9 protein-coding genes are annotated in these 15,750 nt (G+C 74.6%); 1 reads left to right on the top strand and 8 read right to left on the bottom strand.

From position 1 onward, the window contains the following. Positions 1 to 253 precede the first annotated feature (253 nt). Positions 254 to 3,316: an SCO5717 family growth-regulating ATPase gene (locus tag IO29_RS22395; RefSeq protein ID WP_030381306.1), complete on the top strand. Its 3,063-nt coding sequence runs from the start codon at positions 254 to 256 to the stop codon at positions 3,314 to 3,316. A gap of 426 nt (positions 3,317 to 3,742) precedes the next feature. Here the strand turns inward: IO29_RS22395 and IO29_RS22390 are convergent, their stop codons facing one another. From IO29_RS22390 to nusA, 8 genes are all read right to left on the bottom strand, one after another. Beyond that, positions 3,743 to 4,696, bottom strand: coding sequence for a bifunctional riboflavin kinase/FAD synthetase (locus tag IO29_RS22390; protein ID WP_030381307.1), 954 nt, complete (start codon positions 4,694 to 4,696; stop codon positions 3,743 to 3,745). A 121-nt stretch (positions 4,697 to 4,817) separates the two neighbouring features. After that, positions 4,818 to 7,904: a trypsin-like peptidase domain-containing protein gene (locus tag IO29_RS39030; RefSeq protein WP_051707850.1), complete on the bottom strand. Its 3,087-nt coding sequence runs from the start codon at positions 7,902 to 7,904 to the stop codon at positions 4,818 to 4,820. Between the two features lie 289 nt (positions 7,905 to 8,193). Continuing rightward, complete coding sequence (gene truB, locus IO29_RS22380; protein ID WP_030381309.1) at positions 8,194 to 9,099, bottom strand: tRNA pseudouridine(55) synthase TruB; 906 nt, start codon at positions 9,097 to 9,099, stop codon at positions 8,194 to 8,196. After that, positions 9,096 to 9,554 (bottom strand): 30S ribosome-binding factor RbfA, encoded by a 459-nt coding sequence (gene rbfA / locus IO29_RS22375; protein WP_030381310.1) that lies wholly within the window; start codon positions 9,552 to 9,554, stop codon positions 9,096 to 9,098. The genes truB and rbfA overlap by 4 nt, the downstream gene beginning before the upstream one ends. A gap of 87 nt (positions 9,555 to 9,641) precedes the next feature. Further along, positions 9,642 to 9,938: a DUF503 domain-containing protein gene (locus IO29_RS22370; RefSeq protein WP_037840577.1), complete on the bottom strand. Its 297-nt coding sequence runs from the start codon at positions 9,936 to 9,938 to the stop codon at positions 9,642 to 9,644. 226 nt (positions 9,939 to 10,164) lie between these two features. After that, complete coding sequence (infB, locus tag IO29_RS36835; protein ID WP_078618398.1) at positions 10,165 to 13,239, bottom strand: translation initiation factor IF-2; 3,075 nt, start codon at positions 13,237 to 13,239, stop codon at positions 10,165 to 10,167. Between the two features lie 170 nt (positions 13,240 to 13,409). Beyond that, positions 13,410 to 13,691 carry a YlxR family protein gene (locus IO29_RS36830; RefSeq protein WP_078618399.1) on the bottom strand — a complete coding sequence of 94 codons (282 nt, stop codon included), beginning with the start codon at positions 13,689 to 13,691 and terminating at the stop codon, positions 13,410 to 13,412. Positions 13,692 to 14,754: 1,063 nt separating this feature from the next. Further along, positions 14,755 to 15,750, bottom strand: a complete 996-nt coding sequence (gene nusA / locus IO29_RS22360) for a transcription termination factor NusA (RefSeq protein WP_030381313.1) — start codon at positions 15,748 to 15,750, stop codon at positions 14,755 to 14,757.

The following is a 15,750-nucleotide window of genomic DNA, read 5'->3' as shown; positions in this document are numbered from 1 at the left end:
GGGCACGTGACGACGGAGCGTGGAGGAGTGGAGGGGTGGGCGGCCCTGCCCTGGGGACGCTTGTGGTGATTAGGCTGGGACAGGGCGCGACACCGGAACCGTGGCGGGCCGTCGGCCCGCCAGGGGGAGAACCGGGCGGATTCGGACGACGTCGGACAGGGTCGGGCGAAGTCGGACGACATCACACAACTCACACGGCGAGAGTGGTTGCCCCAGCACGGCACGAGGACGCTCGACCACACCAGGAGGAATTGTGAACAGCGATCGGAACGGGTTCGGCGGGGGCTGGGCCACACCCGACGACGACCAGTCCGACGCCGAGTCCGCCATCGAGATGACGGGCGAGTTCACCATCGACTACGCGGCGCCCGCCTGGTACACGCAGAACGCGGCGGGCGGGTCGGACGACACCAGCGGTGACGACGTCGCTTCCACTCCCGAGGGTTCCTCGGGAGCGGGGGCGGGGGTGGATGCGGAAGCGGGTGCGGAGGGGGTCGGTGTGTCGCCCGCGGCCTCGGCCGGTCCGGCGCCGGTTCCGGCGCCTGCGCCTGCGCCTGCTGCTGCGCCCGTGCCTGCGACGTTTCCGGTGCCGCCGGTTCCCGCTGCCGCTCCCGCTCCCGCGCCCGCCGCGCAGGTCGGGCCTTCGGCAGCGGACGGGGATGCCGTCGACGCGTCGAACGTCTCGTCCGGGGACGGGTTCCCCGTGTGGACGCCGCCGACCGCGCCGGAACCGGCGGAGGCCCGGAGCGCGGACGCCGAGGGGGACGGAGACCTCGGGAGCGGCGCGACCATGAAGTTCTCCCCCGCGGCACTCCAGCGCGAGTTCGGGGAGCGGACGGCCGCCGAGGATGCCGCCGGCTCGCAGGAGTCCGGTGACGGGGCGTCGGCCTCCGTCGCGACCCCTGCGGAGGAGCAGTCGGAGGGCGAGCAGAGCGGCAAGGAGCAGTCGGCCGACGCCGGTTCGACGCCCGACGGTTCCGCCGGTGCCGGTGACTTCGAGTTGGGTGCGCCGGACTCCGGTGACGCGGGCGACGTGACCGACGCGGCTGCCGCGACTGCCGGCGAGGTCGGCGGTGAGGCCGAGGGGGCGGGTTCCGCCGGTACGGACTCCGCCGGTACGGGCTCCGAAGCGGGCGTCGGCGGGCAGGCGGCCACCCCCGGTGACGCCGTAACGAATTCTCCCTCCGGGGCCGCCGTGGCCGGGCAGTCCGCGCCCGAGGCCGCTGCCACCGGGCAGGCCGCTCCCGGTGACGCGGCGCCGGGGTGGATGCCTCCGCCGGTGCCGGGGACCGCGCTCCCTCCGTTGCCGCCCGCGTATCAGCCGGCGGCGCCCGCGCCGACGGCTCCGTGGCCGGGTGCGGCGCAGTCCTCCGACGGGTCCGCGCCGCCCGCCGCGGCTCCGGCGTCGCCCGGGACCGGTCCGGAGCAGTCCCGCCCCGGCCCGGAGCAGCCGGCCGTACCGCCGCGGCAGCCGTCGCAGCAACCGCCGTTGCCGCCGCAGGCGCCGCAGGTACCGCCCGCCGCGCAGCAGCCGCCCGCCGGCTGGAACCAGGCGGCGCCGCCCGTCGCGCCCGGCCCGCAGCCGGGGTACGGGTTCCCGCAGCCCCCTGCCGAGCCGGGACCCCGGACGCCCGACCCGGCCACCCCTCAGCCCGGTTACGGGTTCCCGCAACCCCCCGCCCAGCCGACACCCCACACCGGACCCCAGACCCCCGACCCGGCCGCCCCGCAGCCCGGTTACGGGTTCCCGCAGCAGGGTGGGGCGCCCGTGCCCACGCCGGGTGGTTACGGGTTCCCGCAGCCGCCCGCGCCGGATGCGGGGTCCGCCCAGCCGGCGCCGCCGCCCGCCCCGTTCGGGCAGCCCCAGGGACAGGCACCCGCAGCACCTGCGCCCGGCTTCCCGCCGGCGGGGCCGCAGCCGCACCCCCAGCCCAGTGGGTACGGCTTCCCGCAGCCCCCTGCCCAGCCCCAGCCCCAGCCCGGCCCGCAGGGGCAGCCGCCGCAGGCCCCGCAACCGCCGCAGCCCGCGCAGCCGCCCGTCGATCCCCGTGCCGGTGCCGCCTGGCCGCAGCCCGTCCAGCACGACCAGCGGCAGCCCACCAACCCCGGTGCGGCGCCCCTCGGTTACACGGCCGCCGTCGAGCTGTCCTCCGACCGGCTGCTCAACAACAAGAAGCAGAAGGCGAAGAGCAGCCGTCCGACCGGGGGCGGTGGCCGCTTCAAGCTGGGCGGCAAGAAGGAAGAGGCCGAGCGGCAGCGGAAGTTGGAGCTCATCCGCACGCCCGTGCTGTCCTGCTACCGGATCGCGGTGATCAGCCTCAAGGGCGGCGTCGGCAAGACGACGACGACCACCGCGCTCGGGTCCACCCTCGCCACCGAGCGGCAGGACAAGATCCTCGCGATCGACGCCAACCCGGACGCCGGTACGCTCGGGCGCCGGGTCCGCCGGGAGACCGGGGCGACCATCCGGGACCTCGTCCAGGCGATCCCGTACCTCAACTCGTACATGGACATCCGGCGGTTCACCTCCCAGTCGCCGTCCGGGCTGGAGATCATCGCCAATGACGTCGACCCGGCCGTGTCCACGACGTTCAACGACGAGGACTACCGGCGCGCGATCGACGTGCTCGGCAAGCAGTACCCGATCATCCTGACCGACTCCGGCACGGGGCTGCTGTACAGCGCCATGCGCGGGGTGCTCGACCTCGCCGACCAGCTCATCATCATCTCGACGCCGTCCGTGGACGGGGCGAGCAGTGCGAGCACGACGCTGGACTGGCTCTCCGCGCACGGGTACGCGGACCTCGTGTCGCGGTCCATCACCGTCATCTCCGGGGTCCGGGAGACCGGGAAGATGATCAAGGTGGAGGACATCGTGTCGCACTTCGAGACGCGGTGCCGGGGCGTGGTGGTCGTGCCGTTCGACGAGCATCTCGCGGCCGGGGCCGAGCTCGATCTCGACATGATGCGGCCGAAGGTGCGGGAGGCGTACTTCACGCTGGCCGCGATGGTGGCGGAGGACATCGCGCGGCATCAGCAGTCGCACGGGTTGTGGACGTCGGACGGGAATCCGCCGCCGGTGGCTGCGCCGCCGATGCCAGGGCAGCCGTTGCCCGCGGGGCCCGGGGCACCCGGGGCGCCGGGGTATTACGGGGGATATGCGGGGGCGGTGCCGCCGCAGGTGCCGTACGGGCAGCCCGGGGGGCAGCCGTCCGGGCAGCCCCAGCCGGGTGGGCAGCCGGGGGCCACGCCGCCGCAGCCGGGGGCTGTGCCGCCGGCGGGTGGGCAGCAGCCGCCGTATCCGCCGGGTCAGTAGGAGGGGGTGGGTGGGGGTGCGGGTGGAGGGGTTTCGCCCCCGCCGCCCCTGCCCTTCCCGTCCTCCAGGGGCTCCGCCCCTTCGACCCCGGCGGGGGCTCCGCCCCCTGCACCCCCGACAGACATGAGGGGCTCCTGCCCCCAGGGAAGCTGCGCGGCGCGACCCCTAGAGGGCTCCGCCCCCCACCCCCGACAGACATGAGGGGCTCCGCCCCCAGGGCAGCTGCGCGGCGGCTCCTAGGGGGCTCCGCCCCCGCACCCCTGACAGACATGAGGGGCTCCGCCCCCAAGGCAGCTGCGCGGCGCGGCCCCTAGGGGGCTCCGCGCCCCGCACCCCCGGCAGACATGAGGGGCTCCGCCCCCAGGGCAGTCGCGCGGAGTTCCCTGGACCCACGAGGGGTGCCCCGACGTACCCGTGAGCGTTCGTTCAGGATTCGGTCTGGTCGCCCAGGAGTGTGCGGCACTCGGCGACGTCTGCCGTCATCTGGCGCATCAGGGCTTCCAGGGAGTCGAACGTGGCCTGGCCGCGGACGTAACTCAGGAAGTCGACGGCTACGTGGAGGCCGTAGAGGTCCAGGCCCACGCGGTCGATCGCGTAGGCCTCCACCGTGCGTTCCGTGCCGTCGAACTGGGGGTTCGTGCCGACGGAGATCGCGGCCGGCATGGCCTCGTCGCCGACGTGCAGCCAGCCGGCGTAGACGCCGTCCGCCGGGATCGCGGTGTGCGGGAGGGTTTCGACGTTGGCCGTGGGGAAGCCCAGTTCCCGGCCCCGCTGGGCGCCGCGTACGACGACGCCCTCGACGCGGTGCGGGCGGCCCAGGATCTCGCGGGCGCCCGCCATGTCGCCCTCGGCGACCAGCCGCCGGGTCAGGGTGGAGGAGAACGGTTCGCCGCCGCCCGCCTCGCCGCGCACGTACAGGTCGACGACCTCGACCTCGAAGTCGTACGTCTTGCCCTGCTCGGTCAGGAAGGCCACGTTGCCCGCGGCCCGGTGGCCGAAGCGGAAGTTGGGGCCCTCGACGACCGCCTTGGCGTGCAGCTTGTCGACGAGCACCTTGACGACGAAGTCCGCCGGCGACAGCTTCGAGAACTCCTTGGTGAACGGGAGCACCAGTACCGCGTCCACGCCCAGTTCGGCCATCAGTTCGGCGCGCCGGTGGTGGGGGGCGAGCAGCGGCGGGTGGCTGCCCGGGCGCACCACCTCGCTGGGGTGCGGGTCGAAGGTGACGACGACCGACGGCACGCCCAGCTCGCGGGCGCGCTCCACGGCGTGCCGGATGATCAGCTGATGTCCGCGGTGGACTCCGTCGTAGGAGCCGATGGTGACGACGCTGCGCCCCCAGTCCTGGGGGATGTCCTCCAAGCCACGCCAGCGCTGCACTGTTTAACGCTCCTTGTCGAACCTGTGTTCGTTCGTCTAGCTCCGCCTCGCAGGGAGGTCTCTCCCGCGGAGGTCTCTCTCACGCAGGTCCAAGGGTGCCATGCCGGGAGCGGCGGCACGGTCACCGGGTGGCCGCCCCGGCCGGGAGGGCCGGGGACGTGCGGTGCGGCAGGGCGAGGCCGGCCTCCCCTGTACGGGCGCACGTCTCCCCCGTACGGGCGCCCGTCTCCCGCGTACGGGTGCGCGGCGCGTAGCGCACCGCCGCCGCCCGGCGCGCCGGGCGTTCGTCGCGCGCCCATCGGTCGACGGCGCGGCGCATCGCGGACGGTTCCTCCTCGGCCAGTACCGCGAGGAGCTCGTCGCCGCGCGGGTGGGCGCTGTCGGCCAGGGCCTCGGTGAGGTGGTCGAGGGCGCCGTGGCGGTGGGTGTGCAGGAGGGCCTGCGCGGCCGTGGCGACGGTCGCGTGCGGGGTCGCGGGCAGCGGACGGTCGTCCTCGAACCAGCGGGTGAGCTGCGGCTGTACGCCGACGGGGTCGGCGGTCAGCAGCCGGGCGGCGGCGTCCAGGAAACGGGGCGCAGCGGGGCTCCCGTCGGCTCCGGGCGTCCGGTCCGTGACGATCAGACGGCGCAGCAGTTCGAACCGTTCGGCGGGCCGCAGCCGGACGGTCTCCCACAGAGCGGGGCCGAACTCCGGTGGTACCGGCCTGCCTTGGGCGTGCCGGGCGAGGAGCCGCCGGGCCAGCCGGTCGAGCACGCCGGTGTACGGGGTGGCGTCGGGCACCCGGAGCAGGGTACCGGTGAGCAGGCGGACGGCCCACCAGAGCGGGGTGCCCGGTGGGGCGGCAGCGCCGTCCGCGGGCAGCAGCACCTCCAGGGCGTCGACCAACCGGCCGAGCTGGTAGGTGAGTTCGGCGGTGCCGCGGTCGCGGGCGAGGAGCAGCAGGGCTTCCACGACCGGGCCGATGCGGTGGGGCGGCACGGAGGGTGCGGGAGGGGCGGCGGGTGCGGGAGGCATGGGCGGTACGGGCGGCTCGGCGGGTGCCGCCGTCGGCCCGCACGGCGGGTCCGTCGCGCCGTACAGCTCCGCCCGGGAGACCGCCGAGTACGACGCCCCGCGGAGCACGAGGGCGTCCAGCGCGGCCTCGACGTCCAGGTGCTGGCCCTGGAGCCAGTCGCCGAGCTCCTCGTGGGCGAAGCGGTGGCCCTCGCCCCTGGGGACGAACAGGCCCTCGGCCAGTACGGCGGAGGCCCAGTCGCTCGTGTCGGCGGCCCGGCGCGGCGCGACGGCCGGGCCGGAGGGGAACAGCAGCTCGAAGGAGGCCCGGTCCAGCGCGCCCTGACCGGGGCCGAGGCACCGCCGGGCCGCCGCGTGCACCTGGCCGGCCACCCGGGCGGCGAGCCGGCGTACGGCCGCGCCGTGCGGGCGGGAGGCGGGGGTGGTGAGGCGGACGGCGACGCGGAGGCAGACGAGGTCCAGGTAGGCGGAGAGAACCTCGTGCCGGTCGGGACGGCCGGCCGCCTCCGGGAGCTCCGCACGCACCTCGGCGAGAAGGCGCAGCGTGAGCGGATGGCGGGCGTCGGCGGGGGCTAGGGCCGTCTCGGGAATGCCGTACCGGGAGCGGGCGAGGCGGGCCTCGTCCGGGGTGAGGTCACCGAGGGCCACGCAGGGCGGGGCGGACGGCGTACCGCCGGCCTCCGCGCCCGGCTCGTACAGCAGCGCCTGGGGGAAGTGGGCCCCGAGCCGCTCCCAGTACTCCGGGCGGCAGGCCAGGACCAGCCGGGCACCGGTGTCGCACAGCCACGCGGCCGTCGCCGCCGCCCACTGCGGCAACCGCTCGGCCAGGGCATCCGGCATCTCCTCCGGCGCGTCGAGCAGCAACAACAGCGGCCGCCCCGCATCCCGCGCGACACGCGCGACCCGCTCCAGCAGCTCCGGGCGCTCCGGGCGCTCCGGGCGCTCCGGGCGCTCCGGGCAAGGCTCGCCGGGCCACGGAGCCTCCGCCTCCGCCGCTCCCGCCCCGGGTACGACCGGCCCCGCCGTCCCCGCCCCGGGCGCACCCGGCGTTCCCTGCCGGGGCGCGCCGGACATACCCCACTCGGGCGCTCCCGGGAATCCCTGCCCGGGCGCCGCGAACGATCCCCGCCCGGGCGCCCCGGGCCACGGTGTCTCCCGCCCGTGTGCCCCGGCCGTGCCCGGACCGGACGGCCTGGGGGCGGCGTCGGCCGTGCCGCTCCCCGGTGGTGGGGTGTGCGCCGCGCGGGGCAGTGCGCGGGTCGCCGCGTCGGCGACGGAGGTGTCGGAGGCGCGCAGGTCGGTGCCGCGGAGCCAGAGGGTGGGGGACGGTTCGGTGCTGCGGCGGGCGGCCAGGGCGGCCAGTTCCGTCGTGCGCCCGCTGCCCGGGGGGCCGACCAGGGCCAGGACGCTGGCCGCGCCCGGTGCCGGTCCGCGCGTCTCGAACGCCTGGAGGTGCCGGGCGATTCCGGCGCGCGGTACGCGTCCGGGGTGCACCGCGGGCGGGTCCGCCGCCGTCAGCCGGGTCGCTCCCGCGAGGTTCAGGTCCGCTCCGTAGGCCGGCACCGTCGCCGCGTTGCGGTCGAGGAGTGCGGTGAGCGGGCCGCCGGCGCCGGGCAGCGGCACCGCGAACCCGGTCGTCCGGTGCGCGGTGTGCAGGGCGGTGCCGAGGACGCCGAGCACGGCACCGGTCGCGGCGTCGAGCACGGGGCCGCCGGCCGCTCCGCCGCCGGGGCGCAGCGCGTCGGTGCCGGCGGTGCCGATGGCCAGTTCGAGGACGCCGTCGAGGAGATGGCTGCCGTCCGACGCGGCGTACGTGGCGGTGGTCGTCCCGAGGACGCGTGCCTCGCGCCAGCCGCCGGCGGCGATCCGGACGTACGCGCCCCGGCCGGTCTCCCTGCGGGCGGCGACCGGCAGCGGGCGCAGGCCCAGCCCCTGCGTGCGCACGAGGGCGAGGCCGAGCCGCGGCAGCCGGGTGATCGCCTCGCCGGTGACCTCCCTCTCGGCCCCGGCGGTCCGGAAGAAGAGGGTGGTCAGGCCGTCGACCGCCTCGTGGCTGGTGACGAGCGTGCCCGCGTGGTCCACGGCGAAGCCGGTGCCGCGCGGCCGTCCGGCCGCGTCGAAGATCTGTACGAGGAGGTTCGCCGTGGGCGCCGGGTCCTGGACCCCCTTGAGGGCGCCGTCCCGTCCCGCCATGTTCGTCGTACCTCCCGCCGTGCGTTCGTCCCCGACGGTAGGCGGGCGGTGATCGGCGGAACAGGGTTCAGGGCGAACGCGCCCCCTTCCACTCCCCCGGTTCACTCCGAGCGCCCGCCCAAAGGGGTGACGGATCGCGCACGGACGGATACACCTTGGTGTGGGGGGAACAGAGGGGGACCGTGGAGCGGCGATCAGGACGTACGACCCCGTGATCGCCGCTCCACGGGCGAGTCGCGCGACAGGCGGAGCGAGCGCTCCGCCCGCCCCGTCCCGGTCCGCGCCCCCGTCAGCCGAACACCGCCAGGCTCTTCGCCTTGCCCTTCTGCTCCTCCACCAGCGCCACGAAGCGGCCCGCCGGGTCGAAGACCGCCACGGGGCCGCGGCCCGCGTACTCGCCGGGCATCTCCAGGCGGACGCCGTTGAGCACGAGCCGGGTGCGGCGCTCGTCCAGGTCCCAGCGGGGGAAGGCGGCCGCAGCGGCGTCGGCCACCGGCAGCACGGTCAGCTCCTGCTGGAGCCGGTCCAGCGTGTGGGCCGCGTCGATCCGGTACGGCCCCACGCGCGTCCGGCGCAGTGCGGTGAGGTGGCCGCCGACACCGAGGCCGGCGCCCAGGTCGCGGGCGAGCGCCCGGATGTAGGTGCCGGAGGAGCAGACGACGGACACCACCAGGTCGAGCACCGGTGTGCCGTTCTCGGCGACCGCGTCCCGCACGTCGTGCACGGCGAAGGAGGAGACCGTCACCGGGCGGGCCGGGATGTCGAACTCCTCGCCCTCGCGGGCCCGCTTGTAGGACCGCACGCCGTTGATCTTGATGGCGCTGACCTTGGACGGGACCTGCATGATGTCGCCGGTCAGCTCGGCGACGCCGCTGTCGATGGCGTCGCGGGCGATCCCGGACGCGTCCGCGGACGCCGTGATCTCGCCCTCGGCGTCGTCCGTGAGGGTGCTCTGGCCGAGCCGGACCGTGCCGAGGTACTCCTTCTCGGTCAGCGCGAGGTGGCCGAGGAGCTTGGTGGCCCGCTCGACGCCGAGCACGAGCACGCCCGTCGCCATGGGGTCGAGGGTGCCGGCGTGGCCGATGCGGCGGGTCCGGGCGATGCCGCGCATCTTGGCGACGACGTCGTGCGAAGTGAAGCCCGACGGCTTGTCGACGATGACGAGGCCGTCGGGCGTGGTGTGCTGCTGGGTCATTCGGTGCTGTCGTCCGTCTCGTCGGTGTCCTCGGAGCCGGGCTTGCGGTAGGGGTCGGCCTCGCCGGCGTACTGGGCGCCGGTGGCCGTCTCGCGCACCTTCTCGTCGGAGGCCCGTGCCTTGTCGAGGAGGTCCTCGATGGTCTTGGCGGTGTCGGGCAGGGCGTCCGCGACGAAGGCGAGGGTGGGCGTGAACTTCACGCCGGCCGCCTTGCCGACCTCGGAGCGCAGGATGCCCTTGGCGCTCTCCAGGCCCGCCGCGGCGGCCGCGCGCTCCTCGTCGTCGCCGTACACCGTGTAGAAGACGGTCGCCTCCCGCAGGTCCCCGGTGACCCGGGTGTCCGTGATGGTGACGTGCGAGCCGAGCCGCGGGTCCTTGATCCCGCGCTGGAGCTTCTGGGCCACCACCTCTCGGATGAGGTCCGCCAGCCTTTTCGCCCGCGCGTTGTCGGCCACTGGTCCGTCTCCCGTTCTTCGTGTTTCTTCGTGTTTCTTGATCGCGAGTGCACGCGTGTCTGTCGCGAGTGAACGCGGATGACCGGTTCAGTCGTCGTCCTCGCCGTGGAAACGCCGACGCACGGACAGTTGTCCGGCGGGGGGGGGGGGGGGGGGGAGCCGTTCGCACCGGTCGAGGACGTCGGTGAGGTGGGCGGCGTCGCCGGAGACCACCGCGAGACCGATGCCGGCCCTGCGGTGCAGGTCGAGATGGTCGACCTCGGCCGCGCTCACGGCGTACTTGCGCTGGAGTTCGGCCACGATGGGGCGGACGAGGGCGCGTTTCTCCTTCAGCGAGTGGACGTCGCCGAGGAGGAGGTCGAAGGACAGGGTCCCCACGTACATGTGTGTTGCCGGATGACCCGCCGGCGCGGGATCGGAAGGTCGGGCCGGTGATCGGCCGGACCCCAGCACGGTACCTGTCCCGGCCGACGGCGGCCGGGGATTTTTTCGCCGGCGCACCCTGGAAAGGTGCGGGCGCGGGTGTCCGTGCGCGTGTGCCGTCGCCGCTCACGCGGTTCCCCGCGCCCCCTTCCGGGGACGCGGGGAACCGGTGGAGCAGCCGTCGTACCTACGAGCGCGGCTTCTCGCGCATCTCGTACGTCGCGATGACGTCGTCGACCTTGATGTCGTTGTAGTTTCCGAGGTTGATACCGCCCTCGAACCCTTCGCGGATCTCGGTGACGTCGTCCTTGAAGCGGCGCAGACCGGAGATGTTGAGGTTCTCCGCGATGACCTTGCCGTCGCGGAGGAGGCGCGCCTTGGTGTTGCGCTTGACCTCTCCGGAGCGGACCAGGACACCGGCGATGTTGCCCAGCTTGGACGACTTGAAGACCTCGCGGATCTCCGCCGTACCGAGCTCGACCTCCTCGTACTCCGGCTTCAGCATGCCCTTCAGGGCCGCCTCGACCTCTTCGATCGCCTGGTAGATGACCGAGTAGTACCGGACGTCGACGCCCTCGCGCTCCGCCATCTGGGCGGCACGACCGGCCGCCCGGACGTTGAAGCCGATGACGATGGCGTCGGAGCCGGTCGCCAGGTCGATGTCCGACTCGGTGACCGCACCCACACCGCGGTGCAGGACGCGGATGTCGACCTCTTCGCCGACGTCGAGCTGGAGCAGCGAGGACTCGAGAGCCTCCACCGAACCGGACGCGTCGCCCTTGATGATGAGGTTGAGTTCCTGCACCAGACCGGCCTTGAGGGCCTCGTCCAGGTTCTCCAGGGAGAACCGGACGCCACGGCGGGCGAAGTTGGCGTTGCGCTCGCGCGCCGCGCGCTTCTCGGCGATCTGCCGGGCCGTACGGTCCTCGTCGACGACGAGGAAGTTGTCGCCGGCACCCGGGACGTTGGTGAGACCGAGGACGAGGACCGGGGTCGAGGGACCCGCCTCCTCCACGTTCTCGCCCTTGTCGTCGAGCATCGCGCGGACACGGCCGTAGGCGTCGCCGACCACCATGGTGTCGCCGACCCGCAGGGTGCCGCGCTGGACCAGGACGGTCGCGACGGCGCCGCGGCCACGGTCCAGGTGGGACTCGATCGCGATGCCCTGCGCGTCCTGCTCCGGGTTGGCCCGCAGGTCGAGCGAGGCGTCCGCGGTGAGCACCACGGCCTCCAGCAGGCTCTCGATGTTGAGGCCCTGCTTGGCGGAGATGTCGACGAACATGGTGTCGCCGCCGTACTCCTCGGCCACCAGACCGTACTCGGTCAGCTGACCGCGCACCTTGGTCGGGTCGGCACCTTCGACGTCGATCTTGTTGACCGCGACGACGATCGGCACGTCGGCCGCCTTGGCGTGGTTGAGCGCCTCGACCGTCTGCGGCATGACGCCGTCGTTGGCCGCGACGACCAGGATCGCGATGTCGGTCGACTTCGCACCGCGGGCACGCATGGCGGTGAACGCCTCGTGACCCGGGGTGTCGATGAAGGTGATCCTGCGCTCTTCGTCGTTGACCTCGGTGGTGACCTGGTACGCACCGATGTGCTGCGTGATACCGCCGGCCTCGCCCGCGACGACGTTCGTCTTGCGGATGGTGTCCAGCAGTCGGGTCTTACCGTGGTCGACGTGACCCATGACGGTCACGACCGGCGGACGCGCGACGAGTGCTTCCTCGCCGCCCTCGTCCTCGCCGAACTCGATGTCGAAGGACTCGAGCAGCTCGCGGTCCTCCTCCTCCGGGCTGACGATCTCGACGACGTAGTTCATCTCGCCGGCGAGCAGCTGGAGGGTCTCGTCGGAGACGGACTGCGTGGCAGTGACCATCTCGCCGAGGTTCATCATCACGGCGACGAGCGACGCCGGGTTGGCGTTGATCTTCTCCGCGAAGTCGGTGAGGGACGCACCGCGCGACAGGCGGACGGTCTGTCCGTTGCCGCGAGGCAGCATCACGCCGCCGACCGACGGGGCCTGCATGGCCTCGTACTCCTGGCGCCTCTGCCGCTTCGACTTGCGGCCACGACGGGCCGGACCGCCGGGACGGCCGAAGGCGCCCTGCGTGCCACCGCGACCGCCGGGACCACCCGGACGACCGCCGAAGCCGGGACGGCCACCGCCGCCACCGGGACCACCCGGACGACCGGCGAAACCGCCACCGCCGCCACCGGGACCACCCGGACGACCGGCGAAACCGCCACCGCCGCCACCGGGACGGCCGGCGAAGCCGCCGCCACCCGGACGACCGCCGCCGCCACCGGGACGACCGCCGCCGCCACCGGGACCGCGGCCACCGCCGCCGGGACGCGGGCCGGCAGCCGGACGCTGCGGCATCATGCCCGGGTTGGGACGGGGCCCACCGGGGCCGCCGCCGGGACGGGGACCGCCGCCCTGCGGACGGGGCATGCTGCCCGGGCTCGGACGGGAGCCGCCCGGAGCCTGCGGACGGGGACCGCCCTGGCCGCCGGGGGCCTGCGGGCGCGGACCGGCGCCGGGCGCACCCGGGCCGCCGGGACGCGGACCGCCCTGCGGACGGGGCGCCGGGCGCCCCATGCCGGTGGAACCGCCGGAGGTGAACGGGTTGTTGCCGGGGCGCGGACCTGCCGCGCGACCGCCCGGACGCGGTGCGGCGCCGCCGGGGCGCTGGCCCTGGCCGGCCGGACGTCCCTGACCCTGGCCCTGACCGGGCGCGGCCGGACGGGAGCCGGGCTTGGGCGCGGGACGGGAGCCGGGGCGGGGCCCGGCGGGGGCCGACGGCGGAGCCTGGAACTCCGGGGTCGTGGGGGCTGCTGCCGGGGCCGGACGCGGCGCGGGGGCCGGGGCCGGCTTCGGGCCGGGCGTCGGACGCGGGCCGGGGGCCTGCGTCGGCGCCGCGGGGGCCGCGGGGCGCTCGGCCGCGGGCGGCCTGGGCGCCGCCGGCCGCGGAGCGGCCGGACGCTCCCCCGTCGGCCTGGGGCCGGGGGAGGCGGGGCCTGCCTGCGCCGGGGACGGCGCGGCGGGCCTGGGGGTGGCCTTCCGGGGAGCGGGACGGGCGCCGGACTTACCGTTGCCACCGCCCTGCTGGAAGGCGTCTGTCAGTTTGCGTACTACGGGCGCCTCGATCGTCGAAGACGCCGATCGGACGAATTCACCGAGCTCCTGGAGCTTGGCCATGACGACCTTGCTCTCAACGCCGAACTCCTTGGCGAGTTCGTAGACCCGGACCTTAGCCACTTCGCTCCTTTGAGGTCCGGGTTGCGTCCGGACCGTCGCTAGTTCATGGGCGTACTCATCGCGTACTCATCGAGTGCTCATCGCAATCTCGACCTGCTTTCGACTCGCGAGGTACCTGGCCGTACGGGGTTCCGTACGGCGCGTCTTACCGTGTTGCCTGCGTTGCCTGCTCAGCAACTGTCCGTCTGCTCGACGTATCGGCGCAACGCCTTTGTGTCGAGCGGCCCCGGGACGCGCAACGCCCGCGGGAGGGCCCGGCGGCGGACCGCCAGATCGAGACAGGCCGGTGCGGGGTGCACGTATGCGCCCCGGCCGGGCAGCGTACCGCGCGGATCGGGGACGCATGCGTCCTCGACCGCCACGGTGCGCAGTAGTTCGATCTTGGCCGCTCGCTCCCGGCACCCCACACAGGTGCGCTCAGGGCATGCGCGGACGTGCGTCCGGCCAGACACTTTAAAGTCTACCTCCCCGCGGCGACCTCACCCCTTTGGGGCAAGAATCGAACACTTGCCGCGTTGCAACGTGACGTGATCTAAGCGGCGGGGGGCCGGGATGTATTCCCGGCCCACTGTCTTACGGGGGCCCACCAGGGCTGCGCCCCGGGTCCCCCACGCGGGGGCTGCGCCCCCTGCACCCCCGACCGGCCCCTCCGGGCCCTCGGGGCAGCTTCGGGGCTCTGCCCCGCAGGGGGTGCCTCGGGGCCACTCCCCGCCGAGGACAGGTTAGGGCTTCGCCCGCAGGGGGCGGCTCGGGGCTGCGCCCCGACAACGACAGGTTCGGGCTTCGCCCGCAGGGGCAGCCTCGGGGCGCCGCCCCAGGCCCCGAGGGGGCTCTGCCCCCTGGACCCCCGAGAGGGAAGGGGTCGGGCCCCGGGACCCCGCAGCCTGCGGCCTTCGGGCCCCCGTAGCCTCCGGGAGGATTCGGGTCCGGGCACCGTGGTCCCCGGAGGGCTCCGAACCGGGCGCCACAGCCCCCGGGGGTTCCCGGCCGGGCACCATGGTCCCCGGAAGGACTCCGGACCGGGCGCCGCAGCCCCCGACAGGATTCCGGATCGGGCGCCACAGCCCCCGGAAGGACTCCGGACCCGGCGCCGCTGTAGCCCCCGGAAGGACTCCGGACAGGGCGCCACAGCCCCGGAAGGACTCCGGACCCGGCGCCGTAGCCCCCGGGGGGTCCCTTCCGGGCACCATGGTTCCCGGAAGAACTCCGGACCCGGCGCCACAGCCCCCGGGAGGATTCCGGACCGGGCACCATAGTCCCCGGAAGGACTCCGGACCGGGCACCGCAGCCCCCCGGAACCACTCCGACCCCGCCCCGTAGCCCCCGGAAGGAGACTCCGGGCCGCGCCCTGTAGCGCCCGGGTCGCGCCGGGGGTTGCGGTTCTCGGGTGGATCGGCGCTGTGCTGTGGCCCAGGGGCGCGGGGGACCGTGCGACCGGCTCCGGCGGGCCCGCGCCCGCCGGACGTCCGTAGCTCCACGTTCTCCCGGGCCTGCGGCCGCGAGGAGGCCGGGGGTTCAGTCCCGGGGGTCGGAAGCCGGCTCGGTGTCGGGGCGGATGTCGATCCGCCACCCCGTCAGCCGCGCCGCCAGCCTCGCGTTCTGCCCCTCCTTGCCGATGGCCAGCGACAGCTGGTAGTCCGGCACGGTCACCCGCGCGGAGCGCGCCGCGAGGTCGACCACGTCGACCTTGGACACCCGCGCCGGCGACAACGCGTTGGCCACCATCTCCGCCGGGTCGTCCGACCAGTCGACGATGTCGATCTTCTCGCCGTTCAGCTCGCCCATCACATTGCGCACCCGGCCGCCCATCGGCCCGATGCACGCGCCCTTGGCGTTGAGACCCGAACGGGTGGACCGCACCGCGATCTTCGTACGGTGACCGGCCTCACGGGCGATCGCCGCGATCTCGACCGAGCCGTCGGCGATCTCCGGCACCTCGAGGGCGAACAGCTTCTTCACCAGGTTGGGGTGCGTACGGGACAGCGTCACCGACGGCCCCCGCACCCCCTTGGCCACCCGGACGACGTACGAGCGCAGCCGCATGCCGTGCTGGTAGCTCTCCCCCGGCACCTGCTCCTGCACCGGCAGGATGGCCTCCAGCCGGCCGATGTCGACGAGCACGTTCTTCGGGTCGCGGCCCTGCTGCACCACGCCCGTCACGATGTCGCCCTCGCGCCCGGCGTACTCGCCGAGCGTGGCGTCGTCCTCGGCGTCCCGCAGCCGCTGGAGGATGACCTGCTTGGCGGTGGTCGCGGCGATGCGGCCGAAGCCGGACGGGGTGTCGTCGAACTCGCGGGCCTCCTGGCCCTCCTCCAGGTCGTCGGGGTCCTCCTTCGCCCACACGGTCACATGGCCGCTGTCCCGGTTGAGCTCCACGCGCGCGTGGCGGCGGCTCCCGTCGGTGCGGTGGTAGGCGATGAGGAGGGCCGACTCGATCGCCTCGACCAGCAGGTCGAAGGAGATCTCCTTCTCCCGCACCAGGCCCCGCAGGGCACTCATGTCGATGTCCAT

This window comes from Streptomyces sp. NRRL F-6676 (assembly GCF_000725625.1).
Taxonomy (GTDB): Bacteria; Actinomycetota; Actinomycetes; order Streptomycetales; family Streptomycetaceae; genus Streptomyces.
Note: the sequence above shows the minus strand (reverse complement) of the source record. Positions and strands in the feature narration are given on the sequence as shown.

What these genes read in the sequence shown, in the direction of transcription:
- IO29_RS39030 (WP_051707850.1), bottom strand. Translation starts at nt 7,904, where the DNA reads ATGGCGGGACGGGACGGCGCCCTCAAGGGGGTCCAGGACCCGGCGCCC.
- truB (WP_030381309.1), bottom strand. Translation starts at nt 9,099, where the DNA reads ATGACCCAGCAGCACACCACGCCCGACGGCCTCGTCATCGTCGACAAG.
- IO29_RS22370 (WP_037840577.1), bottom strand. Translation starts at nt 9,938, where the DNA reads ATGTACGTGGGGACCCTGTCCTTCGACCTCCTCCTCGGCGACGTCCAC.
- nusA (WP_030381313.1), bottom strand. Translation starts at nt 15,750, where the DNA reads ATGGACATCGACATGAGTGCCCTGCGGGGCCTGGTGCGGGAGAAGGAG.